This window comes from Mesorhizobium sp. WSM4833 (genome assembly GCF_055811095.1).
The window spans coordinates 220,049-242,024 of the sequence record NZ_JBVVQG010000006.1 but is presented as its reverse complement, the minus strand read 5'-3'; the positions used below and the strand labels follow the sequence as shown (position 1 = coordinate 242,024).

Annotated in this window: 16 protein-coding genes, 2 tRNA genes and 1 pseudogene; 11 read left to right on the top strand and 8 right to left on the bottom strand. The window is 63.7% G+C overall.

Going from position 1 to position 21,976, the window contains the following annotated elements; translation table 11 throughout:
* Positions 1-34: 34 nt before the first annotated feature.
* Positions 35-1,678: an ArnT family glycosyltransferase gene (locus AC0L2D_RS14185; RefSeq protein ID WP_473541370.1), complete on the bottom strand. Its 1,644-nt coding sequence runs from the start codon at positions 1,676-1,678 to the stop codon at positions 35-37.
* Between the two features lie 285 nt (positions 1,679-1,963).
* Here AC0L2D_RS14185 and tyrS point away from each other — a divergent pair, with 285 nt between their 5' ends.
* Positions 1,964-3,217, top strand: coding sequence for a tyrosine--tRNA ligase (gene tyrS, locus AC0L2D_RS14180; RefSeq protein WP_063171954.1), 1,254 nt, complete (start codon positions 1,964-1,966; stop codon positions 3,215-3,217).
* A gap of 6 nt (positions 3,218-3,223) precedes the next feature.
* On the opposite strand, the gene AC0L2D_RS14175 is transcribed toward tyrS, so the two are convergent.
* The gene (locus AC0L2D_RS14175; protein WP_473541369.1) at positions 3,224-6,604 is read right to left on the bottom strand and encodes a hypothetical protein; all 3,381 of its coding nucleotides are present in this window, start codon (positions 6,602-6,604) and stop codon (positions 3,224-3,226) included.
* Positions 6,605-6,699: 95 nt separating this feature from the next.
* Between AC0L2D_RS14175 and AC0L2D_RS14170 the strand changes: the two are divergent.
* Both AC0L2D_RS14170 and AC0L2D_RS14165 read left to right on the top strand, forming a co-directional pair.
* Positions 6,700-7,166, top strand: a pseudogene (locus AC0L2D_RS14170) (peroxiredoxin).
* Between the two features lie 150 nt (positions 7,167-7,316).
* A complete protein-coding gene (locus AC0L2D_RS14165) occupies positions 7,317-8,621 on the top strand; it encodes a M23 family metallopeptidase (RefSeq protein ID WP_063167800.1) in 1,305 nt (434 codons plus the stop codon).
* Between the two features lie 49 nt (positions 8,622-8,670).
* Here the strand turns inward: AC0L2D_RS14165 and AC0L2D_RS14160 are convergent, their stop codons facing one another.
* Positions 8,671-9,900, bottom strand: coding sequence for a M20 metallopeptidase family protein (locus tag AC0L2D_RS14160; RefSeq protein ID WP_473541368.1), 1,230 nt, complete (start codon positions 9,898-9,900; stop codon positions 8,671-8,673).
* Positions 9,887-11,065 carry a M24 family metallopeptidase gene (locus tag AC0L2D_RS14155; RefSeq protein WP_473541367.1) on the bottom strand — a complete coding sequence of 393 codons (1,179 nt, stop codon included), beginning with the start codon at positions 11,063-11,065 and terminating at the stop codon, positions 9,887-9,889. The genes AC0L2D_RS14160 and AC0L2D_RS14155 overlap by 14 nt, the downstream gene beginning before the upstream one ends.
* Before the next feature lie 222 nt (positions 11,066-11,287).
* Between AC0L2D_RS14155 and AC0L2D_RS14150 the strand changes: the two genes are divergently transcribed.
* The 6 genes from AC0L2D_RS14150 (at position 11,288) to AC0L2D_RS14125 (ending at position 16,900) form a co-directional block, all read left to right on the top strand.
* A complete protein-coding gene (locus AC0L2D_RS14150) occupies positions 11,288-12,454 on the top strand; it encodes an ROK family transcriptional regulator (protein ID WP_013532174.1) in 1,167 nt (388 codons plus the stop codon).
* Positions 12,451-13,215, top strand: coding sequence for an ATP-binding cassette domain-containing protein (locus AC0L2D_RS14145; protein ID WP_013532175.1), 765 nt, complete (start codon positions 12,451-12,453; stop codon positions 13,213-13,215). Before AC0L2D_RS14150 ends, AC0L2D_RS14145 begins: the two co-directional genes overlap by 4 nt.
* Positions 13,216-13,254: 39 nt before the next feature.
* Entirely contained in the window at positions 13,255-14,295 is a 1,041-nt protein-coding gene (locus AC0L2D_RS14140; protein WP_027162389.1) for a sugar ABC transporter substrate-binding protein, read from the top strand.
* A 145-nt stretch (positions 14,296-14,440) separates the two neighbouring features.
* Positions 14,441-15,436 (top strand): ABC transporter permease, encoded by a 996-nt coding sequence (locus AC0L2D_RS14135; protein ID WP_013532177.1) that lies wholly within the window; start codon positions 14,441-14,443, stop codon positions 15,434-15,436.
* Between the two features lie 13 nt (positions 15,437-15,449).
* Positions 15,450-16,220 carry an SDR family NAD(P)-dependent oxidoreductase gene (locus tag AC0L2D_RS14130; RefSeq protein WP_063171951.1) on the top strand — a complete coding sequence of 257 codons (771 nt, stop codon included), beginning with the start codon at positions 15,450-15,452 and terminating at the stop codon, positions 16,218-16,220.
* Entirely contained in the window at positions 16,217-16,900 is a 684-nt protein-coding gene (locus AC0L2D_RS14125) for a GNAT family N-acetyltransferase (RefSeq protein ID WP_473541366.1), read from the top strand. The genes AC0L2D_RS14130 and AC0L2D_RS14125 overlap by 4 nt, the downstream gene beginning before the upstream one ends.
* Here AC0L2D_RS14125 and AC0L2D_RS14120 read toward each other — a convergent pair.
* A tRNA-Val gene (locus AC0L2D_RS14120) sits at positions 16,888-16,963 on the bottom strand. The genes AC0L2D_RS14125 and AC0L2D_RS14120 overlap by 13 nt on opposite strands.
* Before the next feature lie 216 nt (positions 16,964-17,179).
* On the opposite strand from AC0L2D_RS14120, the gene AC0L2D_RS14115 reads away from it, so the two are divergent.
* Positions 17,180-17,256, top strand: a tRNA-Asp gene (locus AC0L2D_RS14115).
* A 145-nt stretch (positions 17,257-17,401) separates the two neighbouring features.
* Here the strand turns inward: AC0L2D_RS14115 and rbsK are convergent.
* Genes rbsK through AC0L2D_RS14100 form a run of 3 tightly spaced genes read right to left on the bottom strand, consistent with a single transcriptional unit; the run spans position 17,402 to position 19,868 of the window.
* The gene (rbsK, locus tag AC0L2D_RS14110; protein WP_473541365.1) at positions 17,402-18,331 is read right to left on the bottom strand and encodes a ribokinase; all 930 of its coding nucleotides are present in this window, start codon (positions 18,329-18,331) and stop codon (positions 17,402-17,404) included.
* Between the two features lie 4 nt (positions 18,332-18,335).
* Positions 18,336-18,788 (bottom strand): RbsD/FucU family protein, encoded by a 453-nt coding sequence (locus tag AC0L2D_RS14105; protein ID WP_027162392.1) that lies wholly within the window; start codon positions 18,786-18,788, stop codon positions 18,336-18,338.
* A gap of 21 nt (positions 18,789-18,809) precedes the next feature.
* Entirely contained in the window at positions 18,810-19,868 is a 1,059-nt protein-coding gene (locus tag AC0L2D_RS14100) for an ABC transporter ATP-binding protein (protein ID WP_024504587.1), read from the bottom strand.
* Positions 19,869-20,157: 289 nt separating this feature from the next.
* Between AC0L2D_RS14100 and AC0L2D_RS14095 the strand changes: the two genes are divergently transcribed.
* Complete coding sequence (locus AC0L2D_RS14095) at positions 20,158-21,822, top strand: ABC transporter substrate-binding protein (RefSeq protein ID WP_473541364.1); 1,665 nt, start codon at positions 20,158-20,160, stop codon at positions 21,820-21,822.
* The last annotated feature ends 154 nt before the right edge of the window (positions 21,823-21,976 follow it).

Here is a 21,976-nt window from a genome sequence, read left to right as displayed (position 1 = left end):
CCCCATTGTTGCCGTCATGGGCATCGGCGAGCCGTCACTGGCTTACACGATAGAGGCCGAGCGACAGTTTGTCTCCCGACGAATAGTTGAGGCCGTCGACCTCGGCAACGCGGCTCGCCGACTTGCCTTGCGCCTCCAACAGGCCATTCAGCTTCTGCTCGTCGCCGATTTGTGCCAGCGCCAGCGCGCAGGCCGGATCGCCGAGCAGATGCTTGGCGACGCCATCGACATCGGTCAGGACCGTCTTGGTGCCGACCAGGAACACCAGGCTCGGCTCGTGATATTCCGCTGAGGCGAGCACCGTGGTGTCGCAAGGCCTGTTGGCCTGGACTGCCGCCTCGATCGCCGGGCTCAGCCAGATCGGTTTCAGCGAAGGCGCGATGACGCCGAACAACAATCCATAGGTGATGCCGGCGCAGACCGCGATGGCGCCGATGCGGGAGAGCGGCACTTGCAGCTGTCGCGAAAAAGCGAAATACCCTGCCGCCAGCGCCGCCGCGGCGGCCGGGATGCTCAACCAGGAAAAGGAGCCGGTGAGATAGATCGGCGCTCCGACGCAGACCGCCGCCAGGCCAAGGCTGACCACGGCAAGACCGAATGCGGTCGACCACCACAACCAGTCCTGCCAGCGCCTGAGCGGCGCATTCGCCTCCTGCGGCGACAATGTCAGCAGCCAGCCGATCAGCAGCGCCATGCCGGGATAGGCTGGCAGGACATAGTGCGGCAGCTTGGTCGGGATCAGCTCGAATACCAGCCAGAACGGAATGTACCAGGCGAGGCAGAAACGCAGCCGGGGATCGTCGCGCAGACGGTTGAGGGCCTGCAGCCCGGCGCCGACCGCGATCAGGCCGAACGGCCACATGAACAAGGAATAGGTCAGCATGTAGAAACCGGGCGGCAGGCCGTGCGATTCCTCGCCCGAGGCGACCTTGGCCATCATGTCCTTGCCGACGGCATCGCTGAGAAAGGTGCCGCCGCTCTTCCAGGTGATGAGGGCGACCCAGGGCAACACGATGAGCACCACCAGAGCGACACCGCGCACCAGCTTCAGCTTCAGGAGCCAGCGCCAGTCGCGCTCGAAGGCAAACAGGGCGGCGACCGTGAGCAACGACAGGAGCGGAGCCACCGGCCCCTTGATAAGGATTCCAAGGCCTTGAGCGGCCCAGAATATCCACGGCAGATGGGCGGCTACCGGTTCGTTGCGGCGCGATGCCAGATAGATCTGGGCGAGCGCGCCTTGCGCCGCCACGCAGCAGGCCAGCAGCATGGCGTCGGTCTTGGCGTCACGGCCCTCGAAGGCGGTGGCGAAGATCGCCGCCATCATCAGGCCGGCGGCGAGACCGGCATTGGCCCCGAACAGCTTCGTGCCCGTCCAGGCGATGCCGACGACGGCCAAGGCAATGCCAAGCATGGAGACGAGGCGGTAGACCCAGATCGGCGCCGCCGCCCCCTCGCCGCTCAGCGCCACGGCCGCCGATTGCAGCCAGTAGATGCCGATCGGCTTCTTGTAGCGCGAGGCATCCTGAAAACGGATGTCGACATAGTCGGAGGTTTCGACCATCTGCTTGGTGGCCTGGACAAAACGGGATTCGTCGCGGTCGATGGGTGGAAGGCTCGCCAGTCCGCTGAACGTCATCAGCATGCTGAACAGAAAGAGAAAAAGATAGTTCCTGTTCATCGCGGAGCTTTCCGGATCTGATCTGCGGGATGGCCCCGTCGCGGCGCCTCAGGCCCTGCCCTGCGCGGCGCCTCAATACGCCAGCCCAAACGACGAAGCAAGGATTCGCAAACGCCCTCCGCGCGGGCTGCAAACCGGAAAGCACTTTTGCTGATGCTGGACCTTTGTCTGGCGCGATCAGTCGCAAAACCGGAAAGCACTTTTGCTGATCGCGCTTGGATGCTAAACGCGCGCGTTCATGCACGCCTGAGCCACAGCGGCCGGACGCTTTCGGGAATAGAAAAAATGCCTGCCTTCAAATCGGATTTCCTGCGCACGATGAGCGAGCGCGGTTTCATCCACCAGACTTCGGATGATGCCGGTCTCGACAATATCTTCGCCAAGGAGACTGTGACCGCCTATATCGGCTTCGACGCGACCGCCAAGAGCCTGCACGCCGGCTCGCTGATCCAGATCATGATGCTGCACTGGCTGCAGCAGACCGGTCATCGGCCGATCGCGCTGATGGGCGGCGGCACCTCGATGATCGGCGACCCGTCGTTCAAGGATGAGGCGCGCAAGCTTTTGACCCCGCAGGACATCGAAGACAATCTTGCCGGTATCCGCCGCAACTTCATGCCCTACCTCAAATTCGGCAGCGGTCCCAACGACGCCATCATGGTCAACAACGCCGATTGGCTGATGGAGATCAACTACGTCAATTTCCTGCGCGATGTCGGTCGTCACTTTTCCGTCAACCGCATGCTGGCGTTCGATTCCGTCAAGCTGCGGCTCGATCGCGAGCAGTCGCTGTCGTTCCTCGAATTCAACTACATGATCCTGCAGGCCTATGATTTCGTCGAGCTCTACAAGCGTCTCGGCTGCCGCCTGCAGATGGGCGGCTCCGACCAGTGGGGCAACATCATCAACGGCATCGATCTCGGCCGCCGCATGGAGGACGCGCAGCTCTATGCACTGACCACGCCGCTGCTCACCACCTCGTCGGGCGCCAAGATGGGCAAGTCGGCTTCGGGCGCGGTCTGGCTCGACGCGGAGATGCTGAGCCCCTACGAATTCTGGCAGTACTGGCGCAACACCGAGGATGCCGACGTCGCCCGCTTCCTGAAGCTCTACACGACGCTGCCGCTGGACGAAGTGGCGCGGCTCGAGCGGCTCGGCGGATCCGAGATCAATGAGGCCAAGAAGATCCTCGCCACCGAGATCACCGCCCTGCTGCACGGCCGCGCGGCCGCCGAGCAAGCCAGCGATACGGCGCGCAAGACGTTCGAGGAAGGCGCGCTCGCGGAGTCGCTGCCGACCGTCGAGGTCGACAGGACAGCGCTCGAAACCGGCGTCGGCATCCTGTCGCTGCTGGTCACCGCCGGACTGGCGGCGTCGAACGGCGAAGCGCGGCGGCATGTGCAGGGCGGCGCCGTGCGCCTGAACGACGAGCCGGTGAGCGACGAGCGCCGGCTGGTGACCCCTCAGGATTTGAGTCCGGAAAACGTCGTAAAGCTTTCCTTGGGAAAGAAAAAACACATTCTGATACGGCCGATTTGAACTCGGTCACCGATACTCAAAAATCGACCTGAATATTCCGGGCGCGATCACCGACAGCGGATTGATGTCCAGCAACGGCTTGTTGGCGTTGCCCTTGAGCCGGTAGGTGACGCCGATCAGGCCACGGTCGCGGCCATTGCCGAGCAGCGCGCCAACGATGGGCAATTCGCCGAAGATGCGATTGAGGCCATAGACCGGCATGAACGTGCCGGTCATGTCCATGTTGTTGTTCTGGTCGTAGAGCGTCCCCTGGAACGTCGTGCCGATGCGCGGTCCGCGCAGCACGCCATTGGCCAGTTTCAGATAGCCGCTGCCCTTGTCGATCTCGGCGTAGCCGCGTTCGAACTTCACCCGCGACGTGTCCAGCTTGCCCTTGACCGCCTGGTTGAGGCTGCGGTTGTCGCCGGCCGGCGTGGTCGAGACGATGGAGGCGAGCTTCGGTTCGTTGACGACGAAAAAGTTGCTGGTGTCGACCTTGCCCTTGAGCGATCCGTCGCTCGGCCCGGCCAGTGCGAGCGTGATCACGCCGCCTTCCATATGTTCGTAGATGTTGAGGAACCTCAGGATGGCGCCGGCGTCCGCGGACTGCATGTTGAGCGTGCGCCGGCCGGCGCCGGTCGTGTTGCTGATCGATATGGCCGCACCTGAACTGGCCGTGGCGCTGACCTTCAGCCCGTTCACCCGCGAGCCGGCCGCGCTGTAGTCGAGCTTCAGATTGGACAATTGCTCGTCGTGGAAACCGGTCAGCCGGTCGACATCGGCGCTGACGGAAATGGCGTCGGAACCGGTGGTTTTGGTAGCCGTGTCGACGTCGGAGGTGAACTGCTTGATGAGCGAGCGGGCATCGAGCGCATTGCCCGATATGTCGACCGCATAGCCCTTGCCGGACCGCTTCACCGACACAGCAACGTCGTCGCCTCTGTTCAAGGTGACCTTGCTGAACCGCGCCGACGACAAGGCGCCATTGACCAGCACGATGCTGCCGTCGACGGAGAACGTCTTTCCGTCGAGATTGAAATCGGACAGCGTCGTGGTGTCGCCGGACTTGGTCATGACGAAGGTGACGTTGGCGGGCACCCCCGCCCCCTTGCTCCAGCCCGCCCAGGGAATGTCCAGCCTGGCGTTGGTCAGATCGGCCGAGACGTTCTGGTCGCCGCTGCCGTTCTTGTCGATCGCCACCTTCACCGTTCCGGCAAGCAGCGGCTTCAGGCCGGGCATGGCGGCGGCGCGGATCTTGTCGTCGAGCACCAGGGCCACCTTGCGGCTGCGCGCCGGCCCCTCATCCCTGAGCGGCTCGATCAGATCGAGTTCGGCCGGAATGCCGTTCAGCAACGCCTTGGCGGCGATCACCGCCTTCTCGGGGTCGACCGTGATCGAACCGTCGGCATCCGTCACGACCTGTCCTTCGAAGGGCTTGGCCAGGGACATGCCGGTGTAGTCGAGCGACACCAGCCAATCGAGCTTCGAGGAGTCGACGCCGGACTGCAGCGGAATATCCGCCTTGACGTGACCGGTGACGCTGCCCGACAGGTCCTCCGGCAGAATGCCGACATGGCGCATGGCGTTGATCGGCTCGTAGGATGCGAGTTCGGCAACGGCGGATGCGTCGCCGTCGACATCGATGTCGAGCGCGCCGACGACCGGCGGGCGGTTGGCCGCCTTGACCGTCAGCGTGCCGTTGCTGGCCGCCACGGTGCGGCCGCTGGGCATGTAGACGGTGCCCGAGGACAGCGAGATATCGACATCGTTGCCGTGGAAACCGACGACGCCGACCGCATCGCGTATCGGAGGGATGCGGCCGGCGGTGTCGAAGCGCGATCCCTCGATCTGGAAGCGGCCGAACACCTCATCGGCCGAAAGCGGCACGCCGTTGCCCAGCCGGCCCGGCACCACCTGGAACTGAAGGTTGGCGTCGACGACACGGCCGCCGAACAGATTTGCCAGCACCCACAGCCGGGCATTGCGCGCCGAAAACCACGGCCATAGCTGCTTGACGTGAGAGACCTGCATGTCGTGGATGTTGAACGCCAGATTGATCCCCGGCACTTTGCCGTCGACGAACGCCACGGCGGCGGTGCCAAGCATCTCGCCCGAGCCGGCGGACCGAAGCGCGATCTGCTCGGCCACCAGTTTGTGGCTCACCGTGTTGTAGACACCGGCGATCCGGGCGAGGAAGGTGAGCGCCGGCTCGGGCGACTCCGAAGGCGCAAGCGACGACCCGTCGCTGGTCAGGTCGTAGCGATAGGAGGGCTCTTCACCCACCGCTCCGCTTGCCGGCTTCGGCCCGATCGAACCGGCGAAATCGAATGTCGAGCGGCCGGTCTTCAGCAGCAATCTGTCGACCTGGACCTTGTTGCTGCCAGCAACCAGCGTCGCATTGATATCGACGTCCGCCGGCAGCAATCCTCGCGTGCCGAGATCGAGGACAGAGCCCGTCGATGACAAAGCGGCCGTCAGCCGCGATGCGTTCACGCCGAACCCTTCCGATCCCGTCAGCTTCAACGCGACGGGTCCCAACTTGCCGGCAGCGGCCGCCGCGTCGCCGGTGTCGGCCAGATCGACGCTCGCATCCAGCGCCGTGACCCGGTGCGCCGCGATATCACGGGTGGCGGTAGCGGCAACCGTAAGCGTCCTGCCGTCGATATCCGCCTTCGAGGAAAACTGCATGCCGCCCGGTCCCGACTGCACGACGGTGGCGTCGGTGATCTTGACGAGCTTGATCGCTCCGGTTTCGGGCAGCACGAATTCGACATTGCGAAGATCGATGCGACGCAGCGAATCCTCCCGCACGGCATCGAGTGCGTGGTTGATGTTTCCGAACACCGCGGCGGACAGCTTCTCCGGATCGATGAGGCCGTCCGCATTGCGCAGGCCGGCGGTCCAGTCGCCGCCTGACGGCATCGCCGCCACGACGATGCGGGCATCCGAGATCCTGGCGCTGGTCAGCCGCACATCTCCCCACAGCAGCGGGAACAGACGCACGCCGAAGCGCACGCGGCCGGCATCGGCCATCGGCTTGCCGTCTGATGTCTTCAAGCTGACGTCGCTGACCTGAAGCGCGATGAAACTCGAACCGTCGAGCGTGATGCGGGCAGGCCCGACCGCGACATTGACATCGACGCCCGCCAGTTTCTCAAGCGCCGTTTCCGCCTCGGCGCGAAGCCGGTCGGCTCCGATGCCGGAGGCGCCAACCAGATAAACGAGCACGGCGGCCAGCAGCACGAAAGCGACCAGACCGGCGAACAGTCGCGACAGGATGCGAAAACCGCGTCCGATCGACGCCTGACCAAGCGGCGGCACACGGCAGGCGGACGGAAAGGTCCCCAGGTCGGTGATCTCATCACGCCTGAACCGGATCTTCTCGTGCTGCGGTCGCTCCTGATCCACGCAATTTTCCGTTGTACGAACTCGATCGTGGACGAATCCCCGTCCGACACTATATCGGTGTGGCTTCGCGCGTAACCTCAAACAAGGGCATCGGTATGGCTGACCTCGACGTAGGCGATCTTGCGCCGCAATTTGACCTGCCGCGGGACGGCGGCGGATCGGTCAGCCTTGCCGCATCGTCCGGCAAGCCCATCGTGCTCTATTTCTATCCGCAGGACGACACAACAAGCTGCACGCAGGAGGCGATCAGCTTCTCGCAGTTGAAGCCAGAGTTCGAGAAGGCCGGCGCCGTGGTGATCGGCCTGTCGCCCGACCCCGTCAAGAAGCCGACAAGTTCAAGTCGAAATACAATCTCACCATCGACCTCGCCGCCGACGAGGAGCGCAAGGTGATCGAGGCCTACCATCTGTGGGTCGAGAAATCGATGTATGGCCGCAAGTATATGGGCGTCGAGCGCGCGACCTTCCTGATCGGCCGCGACGGACGGATCGCCAGGATTTGGCGCAAGGTCCGCGTCAAGGGCCATGCCGAAGAGGTACTCGAGGCCGTTCGCGCGCTTTGAGGTTTGCCGGCGAGGCTGGCCCAGGTTCCCTTGCAACCTTACGCACGCCTGGCGGGCAATCGCTGTGAGCAAGCTATCGCGGCAAGCCTTTGTTAACCCTAATAATGTGTAATCAAGCTGTCGTGGTGTCGTAAACGAAAGCTTGGTCCCGTGAACGCAACCGGTCAGTCCGCAGTCTTCGGCAAGCGTAAGGAGCCCCATACGGTCATCATCGCCCGGGGCAACGAGATCAGGCATTTTACGATCCGACCGTGGCTGGCGGCCTTTATCGGCTCGGCGCTGGCCGCCATTGCCGTCGGCTACCTCATGGCCACCTCCTATCTCGTGCTGCGCGACGATTTGATCGGCGCCACAACGGCGCGTCAGGCGCGCATGCAGCAAGCCTATGAAGATCGCATTTCGGCGCTTCGCGCCCAGGTCGACCGCATCACCAGCCGGCAGTTGCTCGACCAGCAGCTGATGGAAACCAAGGTCAGCGAACTGCTTGAACGCCAGAGCCAGCTGAGCCAGCGTCATGGCCGCCTTGGTCCGCTGCTCGAACGCGCCGAGAGCGAAGTCGGCGCAGCGCCGGCCGAAGATCCGGCAGCGGCTGCGAAGCCGGACAAACGCGCCGAAGTGACCGGCAGCATCAAGGAGCCCGCGCGGAATTATGCGGTCGCCAGCCTGAGCGCCGATCTCGGCGCCGGCGACACAAGGCCGTTCTCGCTGTGGTCAACCCGCTCCGATCCGCTGCCCAATGATTCAGCCGCCGATCGTGCCGACAAGCTCTTCGTCTCGATCAACCAGTCGTTGAAATCCATCGAGAGTGATCAACTGACCCGCATCAGCACGCTTGCCGACAATGCCTATAAGAGCGCCGATGCCATCACCCAGGCGCTCGAGGCGGCCGGACTGCCCGTCGACAGCGACTTCGGCAAGGGCGACAGCGACGTCGGCGGACCGCTGATCCCGCTCGACAGTTCGATGATGTTCGACAGCAAGGTCAAGGAATTGGACGAAGCGCTTGATGCGCTCGATCATCTCAAGAAAGAAGCGCGCCAGCTGCCGCTGACCAACCCCGCGCCGGGCCACTCCGTCACCAGCCCGTTCGGCGTGCGCACCGACCCGATCCTCGGCACCGCAGCACTGCATTCCGGCATGGATTTCAGGGCGCCGATCGGCATGGCCGCAAAGGTCACGGCGCCTGGCACCGTCACCAAGGCAGGCTGGAACGGCGGCTATGGCCGCATGGTTGAAGTCGACCATGGCAATGGTTTTGCGACACGTTACGGGCATCTCAGCGAGATCGACGTGACCGTCGGCGAGAAACTGGACGCCGGCGCCGTCATCGGCAAGACCGGCAGCAGCGGCCGCTCGACCGGCCCGCATCTGCACTACGAAGTCCGCCACAATGGCGAAGCGATCGATCCCTTGCGCTTCCTCACGGTCGGCAAGAAGGTCGCCCAGTATCTGTAAGCGATCCCAGGCTCCTGCCCCATGCGCCGATGACCATCATGATGGCTGACTAAGGCGCTCCCGTCGACAGAAACGCCGTCGCTGCCGCAACCAAGGTGGTCGCGCCGACCTTCAACGCGGCCTCGTCGATACGAAACCGGGCGTGATGGAGCGGAAAGACCGATCCGATCTCCTCGTTCCGGATTCCCAGCCGAAAATAGACCGAAGGACGTTTCTCGCTGTAGTAGCCAAAGTCGTCCGCGATCGTCCATCCGGGCGTGTTGAGGACGTTGTCGGCACCGATGCAGGCCTTGGCGCTGGCGGCAATCAGCTCTGTCATCTCGACATCGTTGACGACGCCGGGTTCGCCCTTGTGGATGTCGACCTCGACACGCGCGCCGTGGCTCGTCGCCATACCCTCGGCTATCGTACGAACGCGGTGCCAGGCCCGCTCGCGGGTTGCATCGCTGCCGCTGCGGATGGTGCCTTTCAACGTGACCCTGCCGGCGGTGACATTATATGCGTTGCCGCCATTGATGGCCGTGACGGAAATCACCAGCGGATCGTACGGATCGGTCTCGCGCGAAACGATCTTCTGCAATTCGCTCACCAGGGAGCAAGCCACGGCCAACGCATCGACACCTTCATGCGGTTTTGCCGCGTGTGCCGCCGAGCCGATGACGGCCACATCGAACGTGTCACAGGCCAGAGTGTGGGGACCGGAGCCGACGGCGATCTTGCCGGTCGGTGTGTACGGATCGACGTGGACGCAGATGGCGGCGTCGATGTCGTCGAGAAGCCCCTCTTCCACCACCCGCTTGCCGCCCGACGGTTCGTCCTCCTCCGCCGGCTGGAAGATCAGGCGAACGGTACCGCCAAAACTGTCCCGCGACTGGTGAAGATGCGCGGCCACCGCGAAAGCCATCGATGCATGGGCGTCGTGACCGCAGGCATGCATCACGCCTGGATTCGTCGATGCATAATCGACACCGGACTCCTCCTCGATCGGCAAGGCATCGATGTCGGCGCGAATGGCGATCTTTCGATTTGACGGCCTGCCGGCGCCGACAATATCGACGGCAAGGCCAAAGCCGGCGACGTCGCGAATGTCGACGATTCCCTGATCCACCAGCATCTGCCTGAGGTAACGCTGCGTGCCGGCCTCCTGGTTCGAAAGCTCGGGATTGCGGTGCAGATGGCGACGGACCTCGATCATCCGGTCGAGAATTCCGGCGTCGATATCGGTCGTCACGGTTTTCGCAACACCACCCGCCGTGGCCGAACCCTCAGGATTTGACATGGATCTCTCGCGGGAACTTCGTCAGGGTCTCGTGGCCGGTTTCGGTGACCAGGATGGTCTCGCTGACCTCGATGCCCCAGCCGTCCATCCACATGCCAAGGATGGAATGAACGACGTTGCCCGGTTCAAGCACCGTCTTGTCGCCCGGCCTGAGGCTGATCGTGTGTTCGCCCCAATCCGGCGGATAGGCGACGCCGATGGAGTAGCCGATGCGCGATTCCTTCTTCAGTCCATAACGCTGGATGACCTTGCGCCAGGCAGCTTCGACCGCTTCGGCAGTCGTTCCCGGCCTGACCGCGTTGAGCACCGCGTCCATGCCCTCGATCACCGCTTTGGCGGTATCCGAGACATTTGTCGGCGTCTTGCCAAGCTGCATGGTCCTGGCGAGGCCGGCGGCATAGCGGCGGCAAACACCGGCAAGTTCCAGCGCAATCGTCTCGTTTTCTCCGAACCGCCTATCGCTCCACATGATGTGCGGCGCCGAGGCATTCTCGCCACCGAGGATTGTCGGCGGAAGTGCTGTGATGTCGCCGGCAAAATCCGGGCTGCCCGCGATCTGCGCCGCCTGGATGGCGGCGATGGCGTCGCATTCGCGAACGCCCGGCGCGATCACCTCGAAGGCTCGCGTGACGGCAGCTTCGGCGAGCGTCGATGCCTTGCGCAAATAGGCGATCTCCGGCGCCGATTTGACCGCCCGGATCCAGTTCACCAGCAGGTCGGCATCGTGCCATTTTGCATTGGGAAGTCCGGCGACAAGCCGGGCGTGCGCCTTGGGGGAGAAATAATAGGCTTCGAGTTCGATGCCGATATGGCGGCTCCCCCAGCCCCTGGCGACAATCCAGTTCGCAATCCAGTCCATGGGATGGCGATCGCCTCGCTGGACATGGTCTTCCGGAAAGCCGACCACGTTTTCCGGTTTCATCCAGGCTGTCAGAAGACCGCCGGCCGCATCCATGGCGCGCCCGATCCAGACCGGCTCGACCTCCTCGATTGGAACCAGCACCATTTGCGGCGTGTAGAACGACCAGCCGTCATAACCGGTGATGTAATGCTGGTTGGCAACGTCGTTGACGACAAGAAGCTCGAGACCGCGCTTGGCCATCTCGGTGCGGATCTTGCGAAGCCGCTGTCGGTACTCGTCGCGGGCAAACGGCAATTCGATCATCTTTGCTCCATGCTTTGTCATCAACGGTCGCGGGTTCGCTCACCATTGAAGAGGTTTCGCCATGGCGGCAATCGGCCAGGGCGGCGTGTGGGCAGGTCCTGAACCGGGTACGTCCATACCCGGCCTTCCCAAGATTTGTGTTTCACTATCATTTATTTTTGAATTCCATTTGACTGAATAAATAAGCGGTGCCAAGCTATCCTCTCCTAAGGGGCGCAAGGCATGGCACTGCGGGGGACCAATCAGGAGTTCGGGCGGCCATACAACCGGCGCATCGTGCTTGAGTCCATCCGCCTGCACGGGCCGATCGCGCGCGGCGAGATCGCCCGGCGCGTCGGCCTCACCGTCCAGACCGTATCGACCATCGTTCGCGAACTGGAAGATCAGGACTACATCCTGTCGCTGCGCGAAGAGCCGAAGGGGCGCGGCCTGCCGCCGGCGACGCTCCGGATCAACCCCGAGGGCGGCTATGCCGTCGGCATCCACATCACCCCGCTTGGTATCAGCGCCGCCTTGATCAATCTGAGCGGCGACGTGATCGAGAGCATCTACCGCGAAGCGCCGAACGCGACGCCGGACCACGCCTTCGAGTTGATCGGGGCGATGGTGGTGGAATTGACCAGACTGCGGGCTGGCGGACGGGTGCTGGGCGTCGGCATGGCCCTGCCCGGCCCCTTCGACGTGGAGTCCATGAGTTTCGTGGGGCCGACCACCATGACCGGCTGGAAGGACGTGGCGCTGCGCGAACGGCTGGCGGCCTCCACCGGATTGCCGGCCTTCTTTGAAACCGATATGGCCGCGGCCGCCATGGGCGAGCGCCTCTATGGCCTCGGCGCCCAGTTTTCCGAATACTACTATCTCTATTTCGGCGTCGGCCTTGGCGGCGTCATGGTTCATGACGGCAGCGCCTTGCGCGGCGCCTGGGGAAATGCCGGCGAGATCGGACACATTCCCGTCATTCCCGGCGGCGAAGCCTGCCCTTGCGGCAACAGCGGCTGCCTCGAAAGATATTTGTCGCTCGAGGCGCTCCGGCGCTGGAACGGCAGCGAGGCGGACTGGGTGGCCGAAGTCGCACCGATCTTTCACAACGCCGTCGCCGTCATCGAGAACCTGTTCGACCCGGAGACGGTCATCCTCGGCGGGCTGGCGTCCACCGACCTGCTCGAAATGCTGGCTGGTTCGGCCGCGGGCCTGCACAACTCCGTCTCGGCCCGCAAGGACCGCACGACGCCCAGGGTCGTGGTCGCGCGCGGCGGACAGCATTCCGTGCTGCGCGGCGCCGCCGCCCTGGCGGTTTCCGGGGTTCTGTCACCTCGCTTCGGGCAGATGTTCGCGGCCGAACGCGAACGCGAGCGCGACCTTCTCAAAGGCAGGGAGATTGCGGCATGAGTGAACCCCTGCTGGTGCTCGACAACGTCACCAAGAACTATGGCGCGATCGAAGCGCTCAAGGGGATCAGCTTCTCGATCGGCAAGGGCGAGGTCGTGGCGCTGCTGGGCGACAACGGCGCCGGCAAATCGACACTGGTGAAGATCATATCAGGCGGACTGGAGCCGACATCGGGCCGCATGCTGTTCGAGGGCAAGGAATTCCTCGCCAAATCACCGGCCGAGGCCAAGGCGGCCGGCATCGAGACCGTCTACCAGGATCTCTCGCTGTGCACCAATGTCGACGTGGTCGCCAATTTCTTCATGGGCCGCGAGATCACCCGCAAGTTTCTCGGCATTCCCGTGCTCGACGAGCGCGCCATGGAAGCCGTCGTCGGAAAGGCGCTGGCCAATGCCGGCACCCGCATTCCCTCGCTGCGCGCCAATGTCGAGCATCTTTCGGGCGGCCAGCGGCAAGCCATCGAACTCAACCGCTTCGTGCACTGGGGCGGCAAGCTGGTGCTGCTCGACGAACCGTTCGCCGCCCTCGGTGTCGAACAGACGCGGCGCGGTCTCGACATGATCCGCCAGGTGGCCAACCAGGGCATCGGCGTCGTCATCATCACCCATATCATGCAGCAGGCTTTTCAGGTCGCCGACCGGATCGTGGTGATCCGCCAAGGCGTCGTGGCCGGCGATGTCGCACGCAATAAAACAAGTCCCGACGCGGTGATCAACATGATCACCGGCGAGACGCTTGCCGGTGCCGGACCGACAGGCTGAGGGACAAAAGAGGGGTCCGGCTTAAGAGGAGCGAACGACATGAAGCGAATACTTCTTGCTGTCTTCGGTATCCTTGCACTGGCCTTTGCCACGCTCACGCCGGCATTCGCCCAGTCCAAGGGTATCGTCTACTATATGGTGCCGACCCTGCTGGACGAGTTCCAGACCGGCTCGGTGAGCGCGCTGGAACTGTTCCTGAAGCAGACCGGCTACGAGATGAAGACGCTGAACGCCGACAACAAGACCGACGCCCAGCAATCGCAGATGAACGACGTCATCGCGCTGAAGCCGGCGGCCATCATCCTGGCTGCAGTCGACTTCAATGCGCTGAAACCGTCCATCGAAGCCGCGCGCGCCGCCGGCATCCCGGTGGTCGAGTTCGACCGCCAGATCACCTCGACCCCGTCCGACTTCACCTCTGTCGCCGGAACGGTCGAGATCGGCTACGTCGCCGCGGATCAGGCCGAGAAGCTGCTGAAAGCCAAGAACGGCTCGGTGAAGGGCAAGGTTCTGCAGGTGCTCGGCGATCCCGGCGATCCCTACACGCTCGACATCCAGAAGGGTTTTGAGGAGAAGATGAAGGCATTTCCGGACGTCAAGATCATCTCGCTTCCGGCCATGCAATGGGAAGCCAGCAATGCCGGCACAATCGTTGCCGACCAGATGCTAGCCAACCCCGACATCGACCTGATCTTCAGCCATGCCGCGCACCTATCGGTCGCCGCCGTCGCCTCGCTCGAGGCGGCCGGCAAGAAGCCGGGCGACGTCATGCTGATGAGCTCGAACGGCGCTCCGGTCGGCCTCGACCTGATCCGCAAGGGCTGGCTCAACGCCGAAATCGAGCAGCCGCTTTACGCGCAGGCCGCGGCTGTCGCCATGTTCATGGACAAGATCGTCAAGAAGCAGGAAATCAAGCCCGGCGAATACGACGTGCTCGGCCTGAAATCGACCGTGACCAAGGAATCCTGGGGTCCGAACATCAAGATCCCCGGTGCCGCCATCACCAAGGAAAACGTCGATAATCCGGCCTTCTGGGGCAACCAGAAGCCGCCGACGGATACCGTCAAGTCGGTCGAATAGTCATCTGAAGCGCTCCGGGCCGTAGCGGCCCGGAGCCTGCCTTTTCACAACGCCGCGTCCGAAAGGATGCCGTGGCGAATTTGAATCCGCGCCTGAACCCGACGGAATCGAGTTGATTTCGCGGGGGCGCCAACCGGATCAGCCCATGAACCCGCGCACACGCAAAGCCCTGGAGTTCGTACTCGACAACCTCGTCTGGTTCATGCTGCTGTTCGTGCTGGTGGTCTTCTCCATCTTCGTCCCGAACTACTTTCAGCTCGGTATCTTCGCCAACATCATCGAGGCTTCGAGCGTGCTCGGCGTCATGTCGATCGGCCTGGCGCTGGTGATCATCGCCGGTCACATGGATCTGTCGGTCGAATCCGTCGCAGCGCTCAGCGCCATGGCGGTCGGCATCCTGTTTTGCTCGTCGGGCATCGGCATGGGCGTGCAGCTGCATCCCGAGTGGCTGATGGTTCCGGTTTCGCTGCTGCTGGCGCTGGCAGTCGGGGGTCTCATCGGCGCCTTCAACGGCTATCTGGTGGTCAAGGTGAAGATGAGCGCCTTCATCATCACGCTGGCGTCCTACATCTGGGTGCGCGGCCTCGTGTTGGTCGTGTCGGGCGGCCGCTCGGCGCAGGACCTGGCGCCGGCCATCCGCTGGTTCGGCATCCAGCGCCTTGTCGGCCTGCCGCTCACCGCCTGGATCGCGGTTGGCTGTTTCGTGGTCTTTTCGCTGATCATGGCCAAGACGCCGTTCGGCCGGCATCTGGTGATGATCGGCGGCAACGAGACGGCGACCTTCCGCGCCGGCATCCGGGTGAACCGCAATCTCATCATCGCCTTCGTGCTCGCCGGCGCCATCGCCGGCCTCGCTGGCTGGCTGCTGGCGATCCGCACGTCGGGCGCCACCGCCAATCTCGGCGTCGGCTTGCTGTTCAACGCCTTCGCCGCGGTCGTCATCGGCGGCGTCAGCCTCAAAGGCGGCGTCGGCACCCTCCCCGGCGTCTATGCCGGCGTGCTTTTGCTCTCGGCCATCAACACGGCGATCAATTTGATGGGCCTGCCGGCCAATTTCACCCAGGTGATTCATGGCCTGCTGGTGCTGGCCGCGGTGCTGCTCGACGCCTTCAAGCAAACCATTCGCCAAAGACTCGCATGACAGGACGGCTCGCATGACAGGACGGCTAAAAGACAAGGTGGCGCTCATCGTCGGCGCCGCCCGCGGCATCGGCAAGGGCATTGCGCTCCGCTTTGCCGAAGAGGGAGCGCAGCTGGTGCTCGCCGACACCGAAGTCGAAGCCGGGCAAGCGACCGCTGGCGAGTTGGGCGTCCCCTTCATCCGCACCGACATCTCGCAAATGAGCGACGCCAAGGCCGCCGTGGCGCTGGCGCTGAAGCAGCATGGCCGTCTCGACATCATCGTGCAGAATGCGGGCATCTATCCCTGGCAGCTGATCGAGAACACCAGCGCCGACGACTGGGACCGAGTCATGGCGGTCAATCTGCGCGGCACCTTCAATGCCAGCCGCGCGGCCCTGGTGCCGATGAAGGCGCAACGCTTCGGCCGCATGCTCTACACCTCCTCCATCACCGGTCCGCATGTCACCAGCCCGGGCCATGGCCACTATTCGGCCAGCAAGGCCGGCATCAACGGCTTCATCCGCGCCGCGGCACTGGAATTCTCCGGCTACGGCATCACCGTCAACGGCGTCGAGCCCGGCAACATCCTGACCGAAGCGATCGAGCTGCATCGCGGCGAGGCGTTCATCAAGAACATGGAGGATTCCATCCCGCTTGGCCGCCTCGGCAGCCCGCGCGACGTCGCCAATGCCTTCCTGTTCCTCGCCTCGGACGATGCCAGTTACATCACCGGCACGACCATCGTCGTCGATGGTGGGCAGTTGCTGCCCGAAGGCAGCGATTTCCGGCTCGTTCCGCCATGATCATCGATTTCGGCGATGGCTTCTTCCTGCGCCAGGCGACCGAGGCAGACCATCCAGCACTTGCCATGATCTGCCTCAAGACCGGTGATGCCGGCCAGGATGCAACCGGTCGCGAAGACGCTCCGGATCTGTTGGGCCAGATCTACACCATCCCCTACCAGGTGCTGGAGCCCGACCTCGCCTTCATCGTCGATGGGCCAACGGGCGCCGCGGGCTATCTGCTGGGTGCAAAAGACACAAAGGCTTTCAATGCCGGCCTGGCAGCAAAGTGGTACCCGCGCCTTCGCGCGCGGGTGACCGATCCCGGACCCGACCGCACACGCTGGAGCGGCAGCGACTGGGCTCGCCACCAGATCCATCATCGCGACTTCACCATTCCGCCGGCCCTGGCTGCCTACCCTTCGCACGGTCATATCGACCTGTTGCCGCAAGCGCGTGGAAAAGGCATCGGCCGGCGGGCGATGGCTTTTCTCGAGCAAAGGCTCGCCGCGCTCGGATCACGCGGGCTTTGCCTCGAAGTGATGCCGGACAATCACAACGCGCTGCGCTTCTACAGGGCCATCGGATTCGCAGTGTTGCGGGAGCCGGGATTGCCAGACCACAGCATCTATGTCGCCAAACGGCTGACAACCGCACCGGAGATCGTGCGCACCGGAGATCGTGTGAATGGTGGGCGATGACGGGCTCGAACCGCCGACATCTTCGGTGTAAACGAAGCGCTCTACCAACTGAGCTAATCGCCCGCTCCGGGCCGGACCTTTAAGCGGTCAGGGTCCGCTTCGCAAGGCCAAATGAGCGCAGGGCGCCCTGGTTGGATGCCGGTTTTGCCAACAAAACGCCGGCTGTCAAAAAACCTTCTCCTGTTTGCTGTTATGATGGTTTGGTGCGCTTGACACCCGGTGGCGAACCCCTTATCCAGCGCCCCAACGACGAACACGGCTGACACGTGTTCGCCATGCGCGGGTGTAGCTCAGTTGGTTAGAGTGCCGGCCTGTCACGCCGGAGGTCGCGGGTTCGAGCCCCGTCACTCGCGCCATTTCTCTCAAGGGTATCAAGCCCTTGGCTTTGGAGAAATGTCGACATTGATTGTCAAAAATGTTGTCTTGCAAGAGACCTGAGGTCCAAGAGACCTGAGGTCACTCAGGTCCGTTCGGCCCGTGCAGACGTCTGGCCGCGCAAGATCATCCTCTCTCCAGCAGCGCCTCGACCTCCCGAAGCGTCGGCATAGATGGCGCGGTCCCTGGCCGGGTCACCGAGATTCCGGCGACGGCGCAGGCGAAGCGCACCGCCTGCAGCGGCTCCACGCCCCTCGAAAGTGCTGCGGCAAGCCCGCCATTGAAGGCATCGCCTGCCCCCGTGGTTTCGACCACCGGGCCGGCGCTGACGGCTGGAACGTGGTCGGAGCGATCTTTCGAGTGCAAAAGCGCGCCCTTGTCGCCGAGCGTGACGATGACTGTGCCGACCCCCTTTTTGAGCAGACTGTCGGCGACGGCTCGCGCCTCGTCGACCGAGGACACCTTCATCCCGGTCAGTTCCTCCGTCTCGGTCTCGTTGGGGGTGAGGTAGTCGCAGAGCGTGTAGATGCGGTCGGGAAGCTTTGCCGCAGGGGCTGGGTTGAGGATCGTCGTCACCCCTGCCCCACGCGCGATCTCCAACGCCCGCATGGCTGCTTCGATCGGCTGTTCGAGCTGCGTGACAAAGACACCGGCATTGCTGATCAATGCGGCATTGGCTTCGATATCGGCTGGAGAGATCAGCATGGCAGCACCGGGGCTGACGATGATGGCGTTGTTGCCGGTCGTCTCCTCGACGAAGATGTAGGCCGCGCCGGTGTAGCTTTCCGGCGTATCGATGACGGCATCCTTGACGCCCGCCTGCGCCCAGGTCTGCCTGGCCATGTCGGCGAAGGGATCGACGCCGAGGCGGGTGAGGAAGGTGACGTCGGCGCCGAGCTTGCCGGCGGCCACCGCCTGGTTCGAGCCCTTGCCGCCGGGACCCAGCGTGAAGGATGTGCCGAGGATCGTTTCGCCCATGCGCGGCTGCCGCTGCGCCCTGTAGGCGGTGTCGGCGACGAACACACCCAATATGACGACCGGCTTGCCCGAAGCCATGCCGCTACTCCGCATCCGGCGGCACGACGCCCTTGCGGAAGGCGAAGCAGCCATAGAAGCGGCGTTCGCCGGTCTGGATGACACAATAGGCTTGTTTGGCGCGCTCGTAGAAGGCGTAGCGCTCGACCGCGATCATCGGCCACGACTTGCCCTCGGCCTTATCGACTTCCTTCTGCACTTCCTTCTGCACTGCAGGAATCTCATCCGGCTTGCCGACGATTTCCATGCGCGCGGCCGAATCGTCGACGAACGTGTCGAGCGGGTAGAGCGACAGCACCGCCTTGACCACTTGCGCGGCCGAGGCATCGATGCGCAGCACGCGGCCGAGCGCCGTCTGGCGCGCCACCGAATCGGACGGAAAATTGGTGTCGGCGATGATCAGATCATCGCCATGCCCCATTGCCCGCAATGCCTGCAGCACGTCGGCATTGAGCAGCGGGTTGATGCCTTTGAGCATGGTATTCCTCGTGAGTTGGGATCAGAGACGCTTGCCGGTCTCTGCGTCGAAAAGATGGATCTGGTCGAGCCTTGGCTTCAGCTTCAGCGTATCGCCCGGCTTGAAGTCGTGGCGCTCGCGAAACAGCGCCACCATCTCGCCTTCGCCGAAGCGCAGGAACACCAGCGTTTCCGAGCCGGTCGGCTCGACCACCGAAATCTTCGCCGGCACGCCGTCGGGATGGATCTCGAGGTGCTCCGGTCGCACGCCATAGACGACCGCTTGACCGTCCTGCGCGGCATTGCCCGATCCGATCGGGAACAGCGTGCCTGCGATGTCGACACCGGGCTTGTCGCCCTTGCGCATGGTGCCCTTGAGCAGGTTCATCGAAGGCGAGCCGATGAAGCCGGCGACAAACAGGTTGGCCGGGCGGTCGAACAGTTCCAGCGGCGCGCCGACCTGCTCGATGCGGCCGTCGCGCATGACAACGATCTTGTCGGCCATGGTCATGGCCTCGATCTGGTCGTGGGTGACGTAGATGGTGGTGGTCTTCAGCCTCTGGTGCAGTTCCTTGATCTCGGTGCGCATCTGCACGCGCAGCTTGGCGTCGAGATTGGACAGCGGCTCGTCGAACAGGAACACCTGCGGATTGCGCACGATGGCGCGGCCCATGGCCACGCGCTGGCGTTGGCCGCCGGAAAGCTGGCGGGGATAGCGCTTCAGATAGGGGTTGAGGTCGAGGATGTCGGCGGCGCGCTTGACCCGCTCGGCGACCACGGCCGGATCGGTTTTCCTGAGCTTGAGCGCGAAGGCCATGTTCTGCTCGACCGTCTTGTGCGGATAGAGCGCATAGTTCTGGAACACCATGGCGATGTCGCGCTTGGCCGGCGGCAGATGATTGACGACGCGGTCGCCGATGGCGATCGTGCCGGCGGAGACGGTCTCCAGCCCGGCCACCATCCTGAGCAGCGTGGACTTGCCGCAACCCGAGGGGCCAACCAGCACCACGAACTGTCCGTCTGCGATGTCGACGCTGACTTCGTGCAGAACCTTGACCGTTCCAAAGGCCTTGGCCACCTTGCTGATCGCGACTTGCGCCATGTCTCCCCCATCGGCTCCATTAGCCGTAGGCGCAGAAGCTAACCAACGCGACCTGCCAGGGCAAGTCGGTCCCTTATAGATAAAAACCCGCTCTCGTTGACACGGCGTTGGGTTGTGAGAATAGTGGCAGGCGCTGGTCAAAATGTCGGTGCCCGATCCGCAATCGGAACTTCAATCGACGCAGAGTGGGGTCCTGCCTAATTCGTTTCCGAAACGGGAGCATCGTTGGCGCTCCGGCGTCCGACAGTTGGCCGATTTATTCACACTGATGTTCTGGGAGGAATAGGCGATGAGAACGGGTCTTTACGACAAACTGGTTCGAGCCGGCGCCACAAGGCGCGACATATTGAAGGGTGCGGCAAGCATGGCCGCGATCGCAGCCGCATCCGGCGCCGGACTTGGCGCCTTGATGCGCCCGGCCTCCGCGGCAAGCGAATTGCGCACAAAAATCCTGCAGATCCCCGGCGTCGGCAAAGGCCAGCCGACGGACGCCGATTTCCAGAAGGTCGGTGAACTCTGCCTCGAAGCCACCAAGGCCAATGTCAAGGAAGGCGAATTCGCCGGCGTCGAGCTGACCTTCATGGGTCTCAACAACCAGAACCTGCACAATGTGCTGTTCCGCGGCTTCCTGAAGCCATGGGAGACCTATACCGGCGCCAAGATCAACTGGATCGACCTGGCGCAGGCCGACTACAACGCCCGCCTGCAGCAGTCGATCGCGACCGGGACCGTCGACTTCGACATCATCGAAATGGGCGCGCCGTTCGAAGGCGATGTCTGCGGCAAGGGCCTGACGTCGGAAATGCCCGACTGGGTCAAGACCCAGATCGATTTCGACGATCTGGTCAGCTATCTGAAGCCGCCGGTCGGCACCTGGGACGGCAAGCAATACCGCGTGACCGTCGACGGCGACGCGCACAACTTCAACTACCGCACCGACGTGTTCGCCGATGCCGACCTCGCCAAGGCCTGGAAGGACGGCGGCGGCGAAGGTGAATGGGGCGTGCCGAAGACCTGGCAGCAGGTTCAGGCGGTGACCAAGTTCCTAAAGGGCAAGAAGCTCAAGGACCAGGACGTCTATGGCTATCTCGACGCGCCGAAGCCCTGGGGCGGCTTCGGCTTCTATTTCCTTGGCAGCCGCGCCACCGCCTATGCCAAGCACCCCGACGACAAGGCCTGGCTGTTCGACGCCGACACGATGAAGCCGCGCGTCAACAATCCGGCCTGGGTGCGCGCCATCCAGGACGTCATCGACGCGCTGCCCTCCGAACCCGCCGACCAGATCAACGCCGATCCGAACACGACCGCCTTCCAGCAGTTCCTGGCCGGCACCGGCTCGATGGTCACCTGGTGGGGCGACGTCGGCTCCAACGTCAAGACCAACGACTCTTCCGTCGTCGGCGACGTCACCGGCTTCTCGATCCTGCCGGGCTCGGACGATGTCTACAATGCGAAGACCGGCGCCTGGGACAAGCTCCCCAGCGGCCCGAACTATGCGCCCAACTGCGCCTATCTCGGCTGGGGCGTCTATGTCATGGCCCGCGTCGATGCCGACGAAAAGAAGAAGAAGGCGGCATGGTCCGCTGCAGCCCATCTCGGCGGCAAGGACCTGTCGATCTGGACGGCGATGTATCCGTCGGGCTTCCAGCCTTACCGCAACTCGCATTTCGATATTCCCGAATGGGTGGCGGCCGGCTACGACGAGGCCTTCATCACCTCCTACCTCAAATCCGAATCCGACAGCTACAACCATCCGAACGCGGCGATCGAGCCACGCATCCCCGGCATCTTCCAGTACTACAGCGCCGCCGAGGACATCCTGGCCAACACTTTCGCGGGCAAGATGAAGGCGCAGGAAGGCGCCGACGCCATCGCGGCGGCATGGGAGAAGCTGACCGACCAGATCGGGCGCGACAACCAGATCAAGCTCTACAAAGCTTCGCTCGGCATGTAGGCTGGCCTATGAACCGTGGGGCGGCGGGCCCCCCGGCCCCCGGTAGTCCGGCGCCCGCGGCGCGCGCGGCGGGCCACCGGGGCGGGTTGTGGGGGGCCCCCCACCGCCCCCCCCCCCCCGGCCCGCGGCGGGCGGGCCGGACCCGCGGCGGGAG

What these genes read in the sequence shown, in the direction of transcription:
- AC0L2D_RS14185 (WP_473541370.1), bottom strand. Translation starts at nt 1,678, where the DNA reads ATGAACAGGAACTATCTTTTTCTCTTTCTGTTCAGCATGCTGATGACG.
- tyrS (WP_063171954.1), top strand. Translation starts at nt 1,964, where the DNA reads ATGCCTGCCTTCAAATCGGATTTCCTGCGCACGATGAGCGAGCGCGGT.
- AC0L2D_RS14160 (WP_473541368.1), bottom strand. Translation starts at nt 9,900, where the DNA reads ATGTCAAATCCTGAGGGTTCGGCCACGGCGGGTGGTGTTGCGAAAACC.
- AC0L2D_RS14155 (WP_473541367.1), bottom strand. Translation starts at nt 11,065, where the DNA reads ATGATCGAATTGCCGTTTGCCCGCGACGAGTACCGACAGCGGCTTCGC.
- AC0L2D_RS14150 (WP_013532174.1), top strand. Translation starts at nt 11,288, where the DNA reads ATGGCACTGCGGGGGACCAATCAGGAGTTCGGGCGGCCATACAACCGG.
- AC0L2D_RS14145 (WP_013532175.1), top strand. Translation starts at nt 12,451, where the DNA reads ATGAGTGAACCCCTGCTGGTGCTCGACAACGTCACCAAGAACTATGGC.
- AC0L2D_RS14140 (WP_027162389.1), top strand. Translation starts at nt 13,255, where the DNA reads ATGAAGCGAATACTTCTTGCTGTCTTCGGTATCCTTGCACTGGCCTTT.
- AC0L2D_RS14135 (WP_013532177.1), top strand. Translation starts at nt 14,441, where the DNA reads ATGAACCCGCGCACACGCAAAGCCCTGGAGTTCGTACTCGACAACCTC.
- AC0L2D_RS14130 (WP_063171951.1), top strand. Translation starts at nt 15,450, where the DNA reads ATGACAGGACGGCTAAAAGACAAGGTGGCGCTCATCGTCGGCGCCGCC.
- AC0L2D_RS14125 (WP_473541366.1), top strand. Translation starts at nt 16,217, where the DNA reads ATGATCATCGATTTCGGCGATGGCTTCTTCCTGCGCCAGGCGACCGAG.
- rbsK (WP_473541365.1), bottom strand. Translation starts at nt 18,331, where the DNA reads ATGGCTTCGGGCAAGCCGGTCGTCATATTGGGTGTGTTCGTCGCCGAC.
- AC0L2D_RS14105 (WP_027162392.1), bottom strand. Translation starts at nt 18,788, where the DNA reads ATGCTCAAAGGCATCAACCCGCTGCTCAATGCCGACGTGCTGCAGGCA.
- AC0L2D_RS14100 (WP_024504587.1), bottom strand. Translation starts at nt 19,868, where the DNA reads ATGGCGCAAGTCGCGATCAGCAAGGTGGCCAAGGCCTTTGGAACGGTC.
- AC0L2D_RS14095 (WP_473541364.1), top strand. Translation starts at nt 20,158, where the DNA reads ATGAGAACGGGTCTTTACGACAAACTGGTTCGAGCCGGCGCCACAAGG.